A 15776-nucleotide genomic window follows, 5' to 3' on the forward strand; every position below is an offset into this window, starting at 1 on the left:
TCGATGGGTTTCAATCTTTCCGAATGGGCGCTGCGCAACCGCCAGATCGTACTGTTCCTGATGCTTTTGCTGGCCGTCGTCGGTGCGCTTTCCTACACCAAACTCGGCCAAAGCGAAGACCCGCCGTTTACCTTCAAGGCCATGGTGATCCGCACCAATTGGCCGGGTGCCACAGCCCAGGAAGTTTCGCGCCAGGTGACCGAGCGCATTGAAAAAAAGCTGATGGAAACCGGCGAGTACGAACGCATTATCTCGTTCTCACGCCCCGGCGAATCCCAAGTGACGTTTGTTGCCCGGGATTCGATGCATTCGGCCGAGATTCCGGACCTGTGGTATCAGGTCCGCAAGAAAATCAGCGATATCCGCCAGACCTTGCCACCCGGCATTCAAGGGCCGTTTTTCAATGATGAATTCGGTACCACTTTTGGCAACATCTACGCCCTGACGGGCGATGGTTTTGACTACGCGGTGCTCAAGGACTACGCCGACCGGATCCAGATCCAGCTGCAACGGGTCAAGAATGTCGGCAAGGTCGAGCTGCTCGGTTTGCAGGACGAGAAGATCTGGATCGAACTGTCCAACGTCAAGCTGGCTACCCTCGGACTGCCGTTGGCGGCAGTGCAGCAGGCGCTTGAAGAACAGAATGCGGTGTCCACGGCCGGGTTCTTTGAGACTGGAAGCGAGCGATTGCAGCTACGGGTCTCGGGAAATTTTCAGACAGTCGATCAGATAAAACACTTCCCGATCCGGGTGGGTGATCGCACGTTCCGTATATCCGATGTGGCAGACGTGCGTCGCGGTTTCAACGATCCACCGGCGCCGCGCATGCGCTTCATGGCCGAAGACGCGATTGGCCTGGCCGTAGCGATGGAGGACGGTGGCGACATTCTGGTGTTGGGCAAGGCGCTGGAAGTCGAGTTCGAACGCATCCAGAAAAACCTCCCCGCCGGTATGCAGTTGCGCAAGGTGTCGGACCAGCCGGCAGCGGTTAAAACCGGGGTGGGCGAATTCGTTCAGGTATTGGTGGAAGCGCTGGTGATTGTGTTGCTGGTGAGCTTTTTCTCGCTAGGCGTGCGCACCGGTATGGTGGTGGCGCTCACCATCCCACTGGTGTTGGCGATGACCTTCGCCTGCATGTATTACCTTGGCATCGGCCTGCACAAGATTTCCCTTGGGGCATTGGTGCTGGCACTGGGGCTGCTGGTGGACGATGCGATCATTGCCGTTGAAATGATGGCGATCAAAATGGAGCAGGGCTTCGACCGCATCAAGGCTGCCAGTTACGCCTGGACCAGCACCGCGTTTCCTATGCTCACTGGCACGCTGATCACTGCCGCCGGTTTCCTGCCGATTGCCACCGCGCAATCGGGCACCGGTGAATACACCCGTTCGATCTTCCAGGTGGTAACCATTGCGCTACTCGCATCGTGGGTTGCCGCCGTGGTGTTCGTGCCGTATCTGGGGGAAAAACTCCTGCCGGATCTGGCGAAAATTCACGCCGTAAAACACGGCACTGGCGATGGCCAGCCTGACCCGTATGGCACGCCGTTTTACCAGCGCGTACGGCGACTGGTGGGGTGGTGTGTGCGTCGGCGAAAAACCGTGATTACCCTGACCGTGGTGTTGTTTATCGCCTCCGTCGTGCTGTTCCGGTTTGTCCCGCAACAGTTTTTCCCGGCGTCGGGGCGACTGGAACTGATGGTCGATCTGAAGCTGGCCGAAGGTGCTTCCCTGAGCAACACCGCCGGCGAGGTCAAACGTCTCGAAGCGCTGCTCAAGGATCACGCCGGCATTGATAACTATGTGGCGTATGTCGGCATTGGCTCGCCGCGTTTCTACCTGCCGTTGGACCAGCAACTGCCGGCGGCAAGCTTCGCTCAGTTTGTGGTGTTGGCAAAAACCATCGAGGAGCGCGAAACCTTGCGCACCTGGTTGATCGACACCCTCAATGAACAGTTTCCGGTCCTGCGCTCGCGGGTCACGCGTCTGGAAAATGGTCCGCCGGTTGGCTATCCGGTGCAGTTCCGGATAACCGGCGAATACATCGAGGAAGTCCGTGCGCTGGCGCGTAATGTGGCGGCCAAGGTTCGCGAAAACCCGCATGTGACCAACGTTCATCTGGACTGGGAGGAACCAAGCAAAGTCGTGTACCTGAATATCGATCAGGACCGCGCCCGTGCGCTGGGCGTGAGCACGGCCAACCTGTCGAAGTTCTTGCAGAGTTCGCTGACCGGCTCCAGTGTCAGCCAGTATCGCGAAGACAATGAGTTGATCGAAATTCTGCTGCGCGGCACGGTGCGTGAGCGCACAGAGTTGTCGTTGCTGCCGAGCCTGGCAGTGCCCACCGATAATGGTAAAAGTGTGGCACTGTCGCAGATCGCCACGCTGGAATACGGTTTTGAAGAGGGCATTATCTGGCACCGCAATCGGCTGCCCACCGTGACGGTTCGCGCCGACATTTATGGCAAGGAACAACCGGCGACCCTGGTGCAGCAGATCATGCCGACGCTGGATCCGGTTCGTGCCGAATTGCCTGACGGTTATTTACTGGAGGTGGGCGGCACGGTTGAGGATTCGGCGCGTGGGCAGGACTCGGTGAAGGCGGGTGTGCCGCTGTTTATCGTGGTGGTGCTGACGTTGCTGATGCTGCAGTTGCGCAGTTTTTCGCGCACGGCGATGGTGTTTCTGACGGCGCCGTTGGGGTTGATCGGGGTGACGTTGTTTCTGATGGTGTTCCGGCAGCCGTTCGGGTTTGTTGCGATGTTGGGGACTATCGCGCTTTCCGGGATGATCATGCGTAATTCGGTGATTCTGGTGGATCAGATCGAGCAGGATATTGCGGCGGGGCTCAAGCCCTGGGATGCAATTATCGAGGCGACGGTGCGGCGGTTCCGGCCGATTGTGTTGACGGCGCTGGCGGCGGTGTTGGCGATGATTCCGTTGTCGCGCAGTGTGTTTTTTGGGCCGATGGCGGTGGCCATTATGGGTGGGTTGATTGTGGCGACGGCGTTGACGTTGCTGTTTTTGCCTGCGCTTTATGCGGCCTGGTTTCGGGTCAAGCGGGGTGGGCCGTTGTGACCTTGGCGGCCTTTGGGCCGACCATGCTCCTGGGGTTTTGTGTGTATATCCATTTGTGCGGTAACGGTGGCTTATGGTTTCGCCCTTACGGCGAGTCCCTTTTGTCAAACGTCACAAAAGGAACCAAAAAGTCTCGCCCCGAGCGTACGGCGCCTCGCCCGGGCTCGGCGTTCCCTCGCTCCGGTATTCATCTGGGGGCATCGCCTACGGTCTGCTTCGCGACGACCTCCTCTCGATGTGTGCGGCTTCGCCGCACGGCGCTACGCGCCCACCCCCAGATAAACACCTCCACTCGGCCTCCCGAAGGGGCGGGTAGATCAAGAGCTGCAGGCGAGCTAACGCTCGGCCTGTTGAGTGGTGAAGAGCGGGGGGGATGCGGATCTGCTTCTGCTTCTGCTTTTCTGTGGGAGCGAGCTTGCTCGCGATGGCGGCCTGACAGCCGACCAATCTCTCCCAGGTGCACCCGATCCAACTGTGGGAGCTGGCTTGCCTGCGAAGACGCCCAGCCAGCCGATCAATATCTTCTGATGTACCCAGTCCAAACTGTGGGAGCTGGCTTGCCTGCGAAAGCGGCCCAGCAACCAACTAATCTCCCCAGGATGTACACCGCTCAAAACTGTGGGAGCTGGCTTGCCTGCGAAAGCGGCCCAGCAACCAACTAATCTCCCCCAGGATGTACACCGCTCAAAACTGTGGGAGCTGGCTTGCCTGCGAAAGCGGCCCAGCAACCAACTAATCTCCCCCAGGATGTACACCGCTCAAAACTGTGGGAGCTGGCTTGCCTGCGAAAGCGGCCCAGCAATCAACCAATCTCCCCAGGATGTACACCGCTCAAAACTGTGGGAGCTGGCTTGCCTGCGAAAGCGGCCCAGCAACCAACCAATCTCCCCCAGGATGTACACCGCTCAAAACTGTGGGAGCTGGCTTGCCTGCGAAAGCGGCCCAGCAACCAACTAATCTCCCCAGGATGTACACCGCTCAAAACTGTGGGAGCTGGCTTGCCTGCGAAGGCGGCCTGATAGCCGACCAATCTCCCCCAGATGCACCCAGTCCAACTGTGGGAGCTGGCTTGCCTGCGAAGGCGGCCTGACAGCCGACCAATCTCCCCCTGATGCACCCAGTCCAACTGTAGGAGCTGGCTTGCCTGCGAAAACGGCCCAGCAACCAACCAATCTCCCCCAGGATGTACACCGCTCAAAACTGTGGGAGCTGGCTTGCCTGCGAAGGCGGCCCAGCAATCAACTAATCTCCCCAGGATGTACACCGCTCAAAACTGTGGGAGCTGGCTTGCCTGCGAAAGCGGCCCAGCAACCAACCAATCTCCCCCAGGATGTACACCGCTCAAAACTGTGGGAGCTGGCTTGCCTGCGAAAGCGGCCCAGCAACCAACCAATCTCCCCAGGATGTACACCGCTCAAAACTGTGGGAGCTGGCTTGCCTGCGAAAGCGGCCCAGCAACCAACTAATCTCCCCCAGGATGTACACCGCTCAAAACTGTGGGAGCTGGCTTGCCTGCGAAAGCGGCCCAGCAACCAACCAATCTCCCCAGGATGTACACCGCTCAAAACTGTGGGAGCTGGCTTGCTCGCGAAGACGCCCAGCCAGCCGACCAATCTCTCCCAGATGCACCCGATCCAACTGTGGGAGCTGGCTTGCCTGCGAAGACGCCCAGCCAGTCAACCAATCTCCCCCAGGATGTATACCGCTCAAAACTGTGGGAGCGAGCAGGCTCGCGAAGGCAGCCTGGTTATCGGTAAGTCCTGTGCGGATCATCTGGATCCGCAGGAATAACACCCATGAAAAAGCCCGCTGAACCAGCGGGCTTTTGTTGTGGTTTAACGCTTAGAGCGTACCAAATACTTTCTTGGCCAAACTGGTGGCCGCAGCTGCCGGGTTCTGGCGGATGGTTTCTTCCTGTTTGCCGATCATCTCGAACAAGCCATTCAGCGCCTGCTCGGTGACGTAGTTTTCGATGTTGGCGTTCTTCGCATCCAGCACACCCAGGGTCGCAGCCTGGCCGGCGAACGAGTTGTATTGTTTGGCCAGGCCAACCTGGTCGGTGGCCTGCTTGACGATAGGCAGGAACTTGACGCGAATCTGCTCACGGCTGGACTTGTCCAGGTACTGGGTGGCTGAGTCCTTGCCGCCGCTGAGTATGCCTTTGGCGTCGGCCACGCTCATTTTCTTCACGGCATCTACCAGGATCGGCTGCGCCTGAGTCACGGCCGTTTCAGCCGCTTTGTTCATGCTGGTTTCCAGCTGATCGACCTGATCACCCATGCCGAACTGTTTCATCTTGCTGGCGACTTTACCCAGCTTGCCCGGCAATTCAATCTTCACCTGCGGGTTGTTGCTGAAGCCACCCGGCGCGCCGAGTTGTTTCACGGCGATTTGCGCGCCTTGGGTCAGGGCGTCCTTGAGGCCACCGGTGGCATCGCCTTGCGACAGGTCGCTGAGCGACAGCGCCAGGGCGCTGGCGGACATCATCAAGCCTGCACACAGGGCGGTGAAGCGGAGGGTAGGGCGGAGCATGGCAGCTTCCTTGTTCGAAAATGAATTAGCGGACGGCATCGACACGGATTTTCAGCGGCTGAGGGTCGTTGCCATCCAGCTGCACGGCATGGTTCTCGGTGCTGATGAACATCAGCTCACCGTTGACCTCAATGCGTGCACTGACCGAATAACGATGACCGGGTTTGACCTGCGACGGGTCGTAGCTCAGATGAAACGGCAGCGGCACCTGGCCTTTGACCGGGCCTTTCTGTTCGTCTAGGACCACGGCCGGCGCGTCGGCGAGGGAGACATCTTGCAGGCTGACGCTCAGAACGGCACTCGGTGGCAGGGCGATGCGTTGCAGGTAGAAGACTTCGCCATCAAGGCTGGTTTTGGCGGCGGGTTGTATGGATTGGCAGGCGCATAGCAAAGCGGCAAGTCCAAGGAGAGAAAGTTTTTTCATGAAGCGGATCCTTGTCATTGGCATCAGAAGAAGATCGACGCCAACGACAATTTAGCGGATTTCAACGGCAAAATCGCCCGCTGACTTTTTTACAAACGACTGCTGTGACAGCTTGCGCGGGGGGGCAGTCACCATCAGTTTTTTGTGAAGGATGGCCGTTAAACCAGGTGGACCAGAATTTCCAGTGGTTGCAAATAGTCGACACCCAGCTCTACAGAATGACGTTCGGTGGTCGTAAAGATCAGGCGGTCGTCGGTTTTGATGTGTGCACTGATCGCATAACTGTGGCCAGGGATTACATCTACATCGTCGTACTCAAGGTTAAAGCTCAAACCTGCGACTTCTGCATTAGGTATGATCTGGGAGGCAAGTTTTTTGGCGGGAACATCGGCCCGGGAGACGTCTTCCAGGATGACATAAAGCGTCGAGTTCCGAATAAGCCCGATTCTCGGAAGATAGTGAACCTTGCCACCGATAGTTCTGGTGCTGTTAGTCATGTTGATTTCCTTATCTGATATTTTTCGGTAAAGCCCCGTTGTCTACTCATACTCACGGCCATGAATCATGTGAGGGGAGAGTTCAGCCTCCAAACGACATTAGTTTCTTCTCTGGCATCAATACCAACTCGCGGGGATGTACACCGAGGGTCAAGTGTTTGCCCCCTTGGATCTCAAACACGGCTGTCAGTCTGTAACGTTGTGCCGGTTTGATAGTCTGCGGGTTATAACGCAGGTAGAACGGTTGGGTGGCAGCGGTCAGGATGCTGCCCTCGGTCACAACAATTTCCGGTCCACCGTCTGCAGGCTTTTCAATCAGCTTGACCGTCATCTTCGAGTCTTCAGGATAGGCAATCCTGGGCATGAAGGTTTTATGGACTGAGATATAACCCACGGGGCTGAGGTGAATATCAACTTCCTCATTGTCGCCGCCCCATCTGAAAGTGTGCTCGATATCAAGTAATAACTCAGTGCCTTCATGTGTCATGTTGACGTTGATTGCAAACTCGTCGCCTACCGCGGTCGAGTCGGAGTCAATGTTGAAGGTAAATCGTTTGGGAGATTCAGTCGGGAGTCGCGGCGTCCCCCACACACTGTGATTGATTGGTGTTGCTCGGTCCGTGATGTTGCGTATCTTGACTTCAGTGCCCCCGGTGTCGGGCAGGGCATAGTCATCGGGCAAATGAAAAGTTGCAGTAATGACATAGAGGCTCATTTTGATTTCCTTATCAAATGAATCGTCGAAAATGACGTGCTGACAGAATAGCGTCGTGAGGTCGAACCTTATGTAGGCAGTTTCCGGTGATCGGAGGCGAATTTAAAACGGGATAGATCAGAAGCGTCCTTGCTCCTGCCATGAAAAAGGAACGTCGTTATCTGGATGGATCAGCGGGCTTGACCAACTCGGCCGCATCTTCACTGCGGTGCAACGCCACCTGACGGATCGACAAGCGAATTTCTGCCGGCAACACTCGCTTGGCTGCGCCTTCGGCCAGTTCGCCGAGCAGTTCGTGGTAGCTCAGCTTGCCGGCTTCGTCGCGGCGCAGCACGTCGAGGTCAAGCATGGTCTGGATGAAGTGGCGGAACAGGCTCTTGTCGAAGAATTCCGGGGCGTTGAGGCCATGCAGGATCGACAGGCGCTGGGCCATGACCGTGCACAGGTCTTCCAGTTCTTCGGCGCTGAGGGTGTTCTGGCCGCTGTTGAGTAGCAGCGACACGGTCATGTAGAAGCGTTGCAGAGTCTGGGCAATGCTTTTCGACAGGAGCGTCAGCAGCACGAAATGCCGCGAGCTCGGCGCCGGACGCAGGTACACGTTGTTCTCGAAACGCAGCAGGCCCTGTTCGACGAAGGCGTCGAGCCATTGATCGATGACCGCGTCCAGTTCGTCCATGGACCAGCGAATGAACAGCTCCGCTTGCAGGTACGGGTACAGCGCACGCGCGTAGCGCAGGATCTGTTCGCGGCTCATGCGCGATGCGCTCTGGAAGAAGCTTGCGAGCAGTGCTGGCAGGGCGAAGATGTGCAACACGTTGTTGCGGTAGTAGGTCATCAGGACGGCGTTTTGCTCATCCAGATACAAAATCTTGCCCAGTGCGTCGCTTTGTTCGGACAACAGGTCCATGTCCTTCACATGCTCGATCAACGCGCGGCCATCACCTTCCGGCAGCGTGGTGTGCGGCGAATACGGGACTTTGCGCAGCAGTGCCAGGTACAAGTCCAGAACCCGCGCCATGGCGCGGTCATCCAGGGCCAGGCGGGTGGTGGACAGCAACGCCAGCGCCACCAGGTTGACCGGGTTAATCGCCGCGGCTTCGTTCAGATGCTGCGCGACTTTCTCGCCGAGGCGGTTGGTGGTTTCGTTGAGCCAGGCCGGTTTGTACTGCGGGCCGAGTTCCTGTTGGCGCCAGTCCGGCTGCTCGCTGTCGAGAAATTCCGCCAGTTTGATCGGCTCGCCGAAGTTGACCGCGACCTGGCCGAAGCGCTGCTTGAGGGCGCCGATGACCTTGAAAATGTCGAAGATCGACTCTTTCTTCTTGCTCGCGCCACGCAGCTCGCCGAGGTACGTCCGGCCTTCCAGGACGCGCTCATAGCCGATGTACACCGGAATGAAGACGATGGGCATGCGTGACGAGCGCAGGAAACTGCGCAAGGTGATGGCGAGCATCCCGGTTTTTGGTTGCAGCATGCGTCCGGTGCGTGAGCGGCCGCCTTCGACGAAGTACTCGACCGGGAAGCCTTTGGTGAACAGGGTGTGCAGGTATTCGTTGAACACCGAGGTGTACAGCGGGTTGCCCTTGAACGTGCGGCGCATGAAGAACGCGCCGCCGCGCCGCAGAAGGCTGCCGATCACCGGCATGTTCAGGTTGATCCCGGCGGCGATGTGCGGCGGGGTCAGGCCGTTGCGAAACAGCAGGTACGACAGCAACAGGTAGTCGATGTGGCTGCGGTGGCACGGCACGTAGATCACTTCGTGACCCTGGGCGACCTTTTGCACGCCTTCGATGTGGTTGACCTTGATGCCGTCGTAGATCTTGTTCCAGAACCAGCTCAGCACCACTTCCAGAAAGCGGATGGCGGTGTAGGTGTAGTCCGAGGCGATCTCGTTGCCGTAGCGCAGGGCCTGGGCCTTGGCTTTTTCCGGGGAGATTTTCTCGCGCTCGGCTTCGTCGAGGATGGCCTGCTTGACCAGCGGCTGATTGAGCAGGCCCTTGACCAGATTGCGCCTGTGGGAAATGTCCGGGCCGATCACGGCGGCTTTCAGGTTGCGAAAGTGCACCCGCAGGATGCGCTGGGCCATACGTACGGTGCGCTCGTGGCCCTTGTTGTGGTCGATCAATTCGCGCAGGTGGATCGGTGCGGAGAACTGCACGCGGGTCTTGCGCCCCAGCACGATGATGCTGAGCAAGCGGCGCAGACGCCCGGTGACCGCCCAGCTGTCGGCGAACAGCAGTTTCCACGGGCTCGATTCGCTGTCCGGCGATTGGCCCCAGAACACGCTGACCGGGATGATCTGCGCATCTTCGGCAGCATTCTGGCTCAGCGCGCTGACCAGCCGGGTCAGGGTTGGCGGCGCACCACGTTTGTCCTGGCGGCCGAGGAAGTCGGGCTCCGGCGTCAGGTAAAAGAACGCGGCGGGCTCCAGCAGATCACCCACCGACACTGGCAGCACCGGACGCGGCAGGCCGGCCTTGGTGCACTCGGTGTCGACCACGGCCAGGTCGGTCAGCGAAGGGTTTTGCAGGACGTAGAACACCGGACGACTGCGGTCGAGGTTGAGGGTGAACGACGACTGGTTGATCGTCTCCGAGCGAACCCAGAGGTACAGCAGTCGGCGCAGGGTGCCAAACACAAGACGGCGGAACGGGGAGCGGGTCATACGGCTTCTGCGTGAGTGATTAAAACCAAGCAAATGCTCGGGCGGTGGATAGTGTGCCGGATTCGCCGAAAATCGGCAAAAAAGCGGGCATCCATTCTGTAGTTGAGAGTTTTCGCGGCTGTCATATACTCGCCCGTCCAACAATAAAAAGAAGGGGTAATGACTCATGTCTACACGCGAAACCGGCAACGTGAAGTGGTTTAACGATGCCAAGGGCTATGGCTTCATTCAACGCGAGGACGGGGTGGACGTGTTCGTGCACTACCGCGCCATTCGCGGCGAGGGCCACCGCTCGCTGACCGAAGGCCAGCAGGTTGAATATGCCGTGGTGACCGGTGAGAAAGGGTTGCAGGCTGAGGATGTGGTAGGTCTGTAAACCCGATCCGCGGGTCACACCAGACACTGTGGGAGCGAGCATTCAACATTGATGTTGACTGATAGGGCCTCATCGCGAGCAAGCTCGCTCCCACAGGTTTTTGTGTGTGGTTTTTACGCGGTTTTCCAGGTGATCTCTTCTTCACCATCAGCGCTGATGCGCATCCAGCGATCCGCCGTCTCTTCACCTTCTTCCTCGACCCAGGTACCCGGCGCGCAACGCACTTCGACGTTCAGCGCGGCAAAGGCTGCGCGGGCACAGGCGATGTCGTCGTCCCACGGCGTCTGGTCGCTTTCCAGGTACAGGCTGTTCCATTTTCCTACAGCCTTCGGCAGCCAGGTGACGGGCACGTTGCCGGCCTTGCACTTGTAGGTCTGGCCTTTCTGTACCCAGTCGGTGCATGGGCCCAGCGCTGCGCCGAGCCAGGCCGCGATGGCCTTGTAGTCGACGTCGGCGTCTTTCAGGTAAATCTCGATATCGGGTTGGCGCATGGATGTCCTCACTGTTGTCTTGAAAAATCCATTCGCGGATTTAGCCGGCCTCAAGCCACTGCTCAAGGCCAAAATTGATCGTTATTGAAGTGCGAAATAATCGTAGCGCATCGACACGGTGACCTCGAACGGTTCGACCTGTTCGATGACCGCCGCCCGGCGTTCGGCACTGGCGCGCCAGCCGTGGGGCGTCATGGCCAGCAGGTTGGCACGATCCTGACCGCTGGCAAGCGTCAGTTTGAATTCCAATGTTTCGCTATGTTCCAGCGCCATGCCATCCGGCACCAACGCCAGATGCTTGTCATCCGTGTATTCGCGCACTTCGTCGTACAGGCTTTCACGCAATTCCATCAGATGGCCGCTGGTCGGCCCGACTTTCATCAAGCCGCCGCCGGGGCTGAGCAGGCGTTTGGCTTCTTCCCAGTCCAGCGGGCTGAAGACACTGGCGAGAAACTGGCAGCTACCGGACGCCAAAGGCACCCGTGCCATGCTGGCGATCAACCAGGTCAGCGCCGGATTGCGTTTGCACGCGCGTTTGACGGCTTCCCGGGAAATATCCAGCGCGTAGCCATCGGCATTCGGCAGCGCCTCGGCGATCTGCGCGGTGTAGTAGCCCTCGCCGCAGCCGATGTCCAGCCAACGCTGCGGCGCGTAGCCGGCGGCCAGTTCTGCCAGACGCTTGGCCACGGGGGCGTAATGCCCGGCGTTCAGGAAATCGCGCCGGGCTTCGACCATCGCCAGGTTATCCCCAGGGTCGCGGCTGTTCTTGTGCTGCACCGGCAGCAGGTTCAGATAACCCTGGCGCGCGCGGTCGAAACGGTGCCCGGCGGGGCAGGCCACGCCGTTGTCCACCGCGTTCAGCGGTTCGCTGCAGATCGGGCAGGCCAGCATCAGGCGAGCAACTTGATCAGGGTCTGGTAGTAGATTTCGGTCAGCACATCGAGGTCGGCAGCCAGTACCCGCTCGTTGACCTGGTGAATCGTTGCGTTGACCGGGCCCAGTTCAACCACCTGGGTGCCCATGGTTGCGATGAAGCGCCCGTCGGACGTACCACCGCTGGTGGATGCCTTGGTCTCGCGACCGGTGATGTCCTTGATGCTCGACGCGACGGCGTCCAGCAGGGCACCTGGTTCGGTGAGGAACGGCAAGCCGGACAGCGCCCAGTCGACGTGCCAGTCCAGGCCGTGCTTGTCGAGGATGTCGGCGACGCGCTTTTGCAGGCCCTCGACGGTGGATTCGGTGGAGAAACGGAAATTGAACACCGCCACCAGATCACCGGGGATCACGTTGGTCGCGCCGGTGCCGGAGTTGACGTTGGAAATCTGGAAACTGGTCGGCGGGAAGAAGTCGTTACCGTGGTCCCAATGCTCGGCGGCCAATTCGGCCAGGGCCGGGGCGGCGAGGTGGATCGGGTTCTTCGCCAGGTGTGGGTAGGCCACGTGGCCCTGAATCCCGCGAACGGTCAGCTTGGCGCCGAGGGAGCCGCGACGGCCGTTCTTGACCACGTCACCCACCAGCGTGGTGCTCGATGGTTCGCCGACGATGCACCAGTCCAGGCGCTCGTTGCGTGCGGCCAGGCGTTCGACCACAGCCTTGGTGCCGTGATGCGCCGGGCCTTCTTCGTCGCTGGTGATCAGGAAAGCGACCTTGCCTTTGTGATCCGGGTAGTCGGCGACGAAACGCTCGGCGGCCACGGTCATCGACGCCAGGCTGCCTTTCATGTCTGCCGCACCACGGCCGCAGAGCATGCCGTGTTCGTCGATCAGCGCGTTGAACGGGTCGATCTGCCAGGCGGTAACCGGACCGGTCGGCACCACGTCGGTGTGACCGGCGAAGCACAGCACCGGGCCGTCGTGTTTACCGTGGGTAGCCCAGAAGTTATCCACATCTTCGATGCGCATCGGTTCCAGCTTGAAACCGGCATCGCCCAGGCGCTGCATCATCTGCTTCTGGCAATCGGCGTCGACCGGCGTCACGGACGGACGGCGGATCAGATCGATGGCGAGTTGGAGGGTCGGCGAAAGGTCGGCGTGGGCCGTCATGGAAAACTCCGGAAGCTTGAAATTGGGCATGGACTATGTGGGAGCGAGCTTGCTCGCGATGGCGGTGTGTCAGTCAACATAAACGTTGATTGTTACACCGCCATCGCGAGCAAGCTCGCTCCCACAGGGATTGCGGTTTTATCGGCAAACCGTATTCCGTCAAGCCCTGCAAAATGGCGGTTATCTTAAAGCAAAACGGCGGCCATTGGCCGCCGTTTAGTGCATCTGTACTGATTTAGACAGCCGGTGCAGGCTCAGGCTCGGCCACCGGTTTGGGCAGCGAAGACAGGAACGCCATGATCAGCGCTGCCAGGTACGGCAGCGACTGTACCAGCAACATGGTCACCCAGAAGCGCATGTCGTTGCTCGGCAGGCCCTGCACCAGGAAGATCCCCAGCGCCGCGCCCCATAGCAGCAACATGATGAACACCTCTTCGCGTGCTTCCGAAATCGCCACCCAGAAGCCGTGGTTGTCGGCGTTTTTGGGGGTGCGGAAGAACGGAATGCTGCTGGTGAAGAAGCCGTACAACACTGCTTTGGCAATGGTATGCGACAACGCCAGGCCGGCCAGCGCCGCGCAGAACGCATCCTTGAGATTGACCCCAACCGCACGGCGGTAGAGGAAAATGATCTTGCCGACCTTGAACACGAACAGCGCCAAAGGCGGGATCGCGAAAATCAGCAGCGGCGGATCGACCCGTTGCGGCACGATGATCATTGCCGCCGACCACAACAGCGCGCCGACGGTGAAGAAGATGTTCATGCCGTCCGCCACCCACGGCAACCAGCCCGCGAGGAAGTGGTAACGCTGGCCACGGGTCAGCTCGGTGCCCTTGCCGCGCAGCAGGCTGGCGGTGTGCCGCTTGATGATCTGAATCGCGCCATAGGCCCAGCGGAACCGCTGTTTCTTGAAGTCGATAAAGGTATCGGGCATCAGGCCTTTGCCGTAGCTGGTGTGGTAGTACGCCGCCGACAGGCCTTTTTCGAACACACGCAGACCCAGTTCGGCGTCCTCACAGATGCACCAGTCGGCCCAGCCCAATTCCTCAAGCACCGAGCGCCGGGTCATGGTCATGGTGCCGTGCTGGATGATCGCGTCACGGTCGTTACGGGTGACCATGCCGATGTGGAAGAAGCCTTTGTATTCGGCGTAGCAGAGCTTTTTGAAGGTGCTTTCGTTCTGGTCGCGATAATCCTGCGGCGACTGCACCACGGCGATTTTCGGATCGGCGAAGTGCGGCACCATGTGCTTGAGCCAGTTCGGGTCGACACAGTAGTCCGAGTCGATCACGGCAATGACTTCGGCGTCCTTGGCGGTGTGCGGAATCAGGTAGTTCAGCGCGCCGCCCTTGAAGCCGGCCAGCGGCGCGACGTGGAAGAACTTGAAGCGCGGGCCCAGGGTTTCGCAGTAATCGCGCACCGGCTCCCAGACCGCCGGGTCCTTGGTGTTGTTGTCGATGATCAGGACTTCGAAGTCCGGATAGTCGAGGTTGGCTAGGGCATTGAGGGTCTGTTTGACCATCTCCGGCGGCTCGTTGTAGCAGGGCACGTGGATCGAGACTTTTGGTCTGTAGTGCGAATCACCTTCTACCGGCAGGAATTCACGCCGGCGCTTGTGGGTCCAGACCGCTTCAGCCAGTTCGTGCGCCTCGGTCAGCAGCACGATAAACACCCCGAGCGCACCAAGGGCGAGCAGGAAGCCCACCGTCAGGCTGAACCAGGTGCTGTATTGCTGACTGTAGTCATAACCGATCCAGACCAGCACCGAACCGCACAGGAACGCGATAAAGGTCAGGAATGTGCGGCCGCGTTGGCGCAGGGCCGAGCCGTCGATCATCAGCAGGGTCAGCGACAGCAGCGCCAGTACGGCAGAGCCGATAGCCAGCACGCGCCATTGCGGAATTGCTACCACCGGGCCTTCGAAGTTGAATTTCTGCTGGCGTGCGGCGTTGAACACGCCCCAGTAAGCGCCTACCGAACCTTCGTCGCTGGCCTTCCACGGTTGGTCAAACGCTTCGATCACGAAGTAGTTGAAACCCTGACGGTTCAGCTTGTTGACCAAGGTGCGCAGGTAGATCGCCTGATCTGCCGGGCTGGCATCGGTGCCGCCGCGCATACGACCGTTGCTCGGCCAGCCAACCTCCGAGAGCAGCAGCGGTTTTTTCGGGAACATCTTTTTCAGGTCCCGGGCGCGGTCGAGAACGAACTGGCCAGCCTTGTCCACCGGGATGAATTCCCAGTAAGGCAAAACGTGGGCAGCGATCAGGTCGACGTGCTTGGCCAGTTCCGGGTGTTCTTCCCAGACGTGCCATTGCTCGGACGTGGTTACCGGTACTTTCACGGCGGCGCGCACGCGATCGAGGATCACGCTGAGGTCGGCGGCGGTGATTTCCTTGCGGAAAATCGCCTCGTTGCCGACCACCACACGAACCACGCTGCGCGAGGTGTTGGCCAGCTCGATGGCGCGCAGGATTTCGCGTTCGTTGCGCTCCTGGTCCGGGCTGATCCAGATACCCAGGGTCACCCGCAGGCCGAACTCTTCCGCCAACCGGGGAATGTCCTGCAGGGTGCCATCGACTGAGTACGTACGGATGTTGTCCGTCAGCTTGCTCATGATCTCCAGGTCGCGACGCATTTCATCGTCGGTCGGGTACTGGTCTTTCTGCGGGTACTGGCCTTGTTGAAACGGCGAGTACGAAAAACCGGAGATCTGTTCAGGCCAGTTGGGGGCGGAGACCGGGCGGTTGATCAGCGCCCAGAAGCCGGTAAACAAGGCTGCGATGGCGAGCACCACGACCAGGTTGAGTCCAAATTTACGCGATGACATAGCTATTTCGGGTTCCAAAGGCTGTGGAACGAAGGAACGGTCGGCGATTGCCAAGCGGCGCGCATCCTACACCGTGTGTTCACTGACCGTACAGCGGGCAGGGAAAAGCCGACATTGGGCACTGCACTTTGA

Annotated in this window: 11 protein-coding genes; 2 read left to right on the top strand and 9 right to left on the bottom strand. The window is 59.4% G+C overall.

What is annotated here, in order from left to right; all coding sequences use genetic code 11:
• Positions 1-3: 3 nt before the first annotated feature.
• Complete coding sequence (locus tag POF45_RS21685; RefSeq protein WP_282316688.1) at positions 4-3078, top strand: efflux RND transporter permease subunit; 3075 nt, start codon at positions 4-6, stop codon at positions 3076-3078.
• A gap of 1842 nt (positions 3079-4920) precedes the next feature.
• Here the strand turns inward: POF45_RS21685 and POF45_RS21690 are convergent.
• From POF45_RS21690 to plsB, 5 genes are all read right to left on the bottom strand, one after another.
• Complete coding sequence (locus POF45_RS21690) at positions 4921-5610, bottom strand: DUF4197 domain-containing protein (RefSeq protein WP_282316689.1); 690 nt, start codon at positions 5608-5610, stop codon at positions 4921-4923.
• 25 nt (positions 5611-5635) lie between these two features.
• Positions 5636-6034, bottom strand: a complete 399-nt coding sequence (locus POF45_RS21695; RefSeq protein ID WP_259499840.1) for a YbaY family lipoprotein — start codon at positions 6032-6034, stop codon at positions 5636-5638.
• A gap of 158 nt (positions 6035-6192) precedes the next feature.
• Complete coding sequence (locus POF45_RS21700; protein WP_259499841.1) at positions 6193-6531, bottom strand: YbaY family lipoprotein; 339 nt, start codon at positions 6529-6531, stop codon at positions 6193-6195.
• A gap of 82 nt (positions 6532-6613) precedes the next feature.
• Positions 6614-7246, bottom strand: a complete 633-nt coding sequence (locus POF45_RS21705; protein ID WP_282316690.1) for a YbaY family lipoprotein — start codon at positions 7244-7246, stop codon at positions 6614-6616.
• Positions 7247-7403: 157 nt separating this feature from the next.
• The gene (gene plsB / locus POF45_RS21710; protein ID WP_259499843.1) at positions 7404-9908 is read right to left on the bottom strand and encodes a glycerol-3-phosphate 1-O-acyltransferase PlsB; all 2505 of its coding nucleotides are present in this window, start codon (positions 9906-9908) and stop codon (positions 7404-7406) included.
• Between the two features lie 166 nt (positions 9909-10074).
• Here plsB and POF45_RS21715 point away from each other — a divergent pair, with 166 nt between their 5' ends.
• Complete coding sequence (locus tag POF45_RS21715; RefSeq protein WP_259499845.1) at positions 10075-10284, top strand: cold-shock protein; 210 nt, start codon at positions 10075-10077, stop codon at positions 10282-10284.
• Positions 10285-10397: 113 nt separating this feature from the next.
• On the opposite strand, the gene POF45_RS21720 is transcribed toward POF45_RS21715, so the two are convergent.
• From POF45_RS21720 to POF45_RS21735, 4 genes are all read right to left on the bottom strand, one after another.
• A complete protein-coding gene (locus POF45_RS21720) occupies positions 10398-10775 on the bottom strand; it encodes a hypothetical protein (protein ID WP_282316691.1) in 378 nt (125 codons plus the stop codon).
• Between the two features lie 81 nt (positions 10776-10856).
• The gene (locus POF45_RS21725; RefSeq protein WP_282316692.1) at positions 10857-11666 is read right to left on the bottom strand and encodes a putative RNA methyltransferase; all 810 of its coding nucleotides are present in this window, start codon (positions 11664-11666) and stop codon (positions 10857-10859) included.
• A complete protein-coding gene (gene dapE / locus POF45_RS21730) occupies positions 11666-12817 on the bottom strand; it encodes a succinyl-diaminopimelate desuccinylase (protein WP_259499850.1) in 1152 nt (383 codons plus the stop codon). The genes POF45_RS21725 and dapE overlap by 1 nt, the downstream gene beginning before the upstream one ends.
• A 235-nt stretch (positions 12818-13052) precedes the next feature.
• Complete coding sequence (locus POF45_RS21735; RefSeq protein ID WP_282316693.1) at positions 13053-15644, bottom strand: glycosyltransferase; 2592 nt, start codon at positions 15642-15644, stop codon at positions 13053-13055.
• Positions 15645-15776: the final 132 nt, after the last annotated feature.

The organism is Pseudomonas fungipugnans (assembly GCF_029955235.1).
Classification (GTDB): Bacteria; Pseudomonadota; Gammaproteobacteria; order Pseudomonadales; family Pseudomonadaceae; genus Aquipseudomonas; species Aquipseudomonas fungipugnans.

Bases quoted from the DNA above. Each gene is read 5' to 3' on its own strand.
- POF45_RS21690 (WP_282316689.1), bottom strand. From the start codon at position 5,610: ATGCTCCGCCCTACCCTCCGCTTCACCGCCCTGTGTGCAGGCTTGATG.
- POF45_RS21705 (WP_282316690.1), bottom strand. From the start codon at position 7,246: ATGAGCCTCTATGTCATTACTGCAACTTTTCATTTGCCCGATGACTAT.
- POF45_RS21725 (WP_282316692.1), bottom strand. From the start codon at position 11,666: ATGCTGGCCTGCCCGATCTGCAGCGAACCGCTGAACGCGGTGGACAAC.
- POF45_RS21735 (WP_282316693.1), bottom strand. From the start codon at position 15,644: ATGTCATCGCGTAAATTTGGACTCAACCTGGTCGTGGTGCTCGCCATC.
- POF45_RS21720 (WP_282316691.1), bottom strand. From the start codon at position 10,775: ATGCGCCAACCCGATATCGAGATTTACCTGAAAGACGCCGACGTCGAC.
- POF45_RS21715 (WP_259499845.1), top strand. From the start codon at position 10,075: ATGTCTACACGCGAAACCGGCAACGTGAAGTGGTTTAACGATGCCAAG.
- POF45_RS21685 (WP_282316688.1), top strand. From the start codon at position 4: ATGGGTTTCAATCTTTCCGAATGGGCGCTGCGCAACCGCCAGATCGTA.
- POF45_RS21700 (WP_259499841.1), bottom strand. From the start codon at position 6,531: ATGACTAACAGCACCAGAACTATCGGTGGCAAGGTTCACTATCTTCCG.
- plsB (WP_259499843.1), bottom strand. From the start codon at position 9,908: ATGACCCGCTCCCCGTTCCGCCGTCTTGTGTTTGGCACCCTGCGCCGA.
- dapE (WP_259499850.1), bottom strand. From the start codon at position 12,817: ATGACGGCCCACGCCGACCTTTCGCCGACCCTCCAACTCGCCATCGAT.
- POF45_RS21695 (WP_259499840.1), bottom strand. From the start codon at position 6,034: ATGAAAAAACTTTCTCTCCTTGGACTTGCCGCTTTGCTATGCGCCTGC.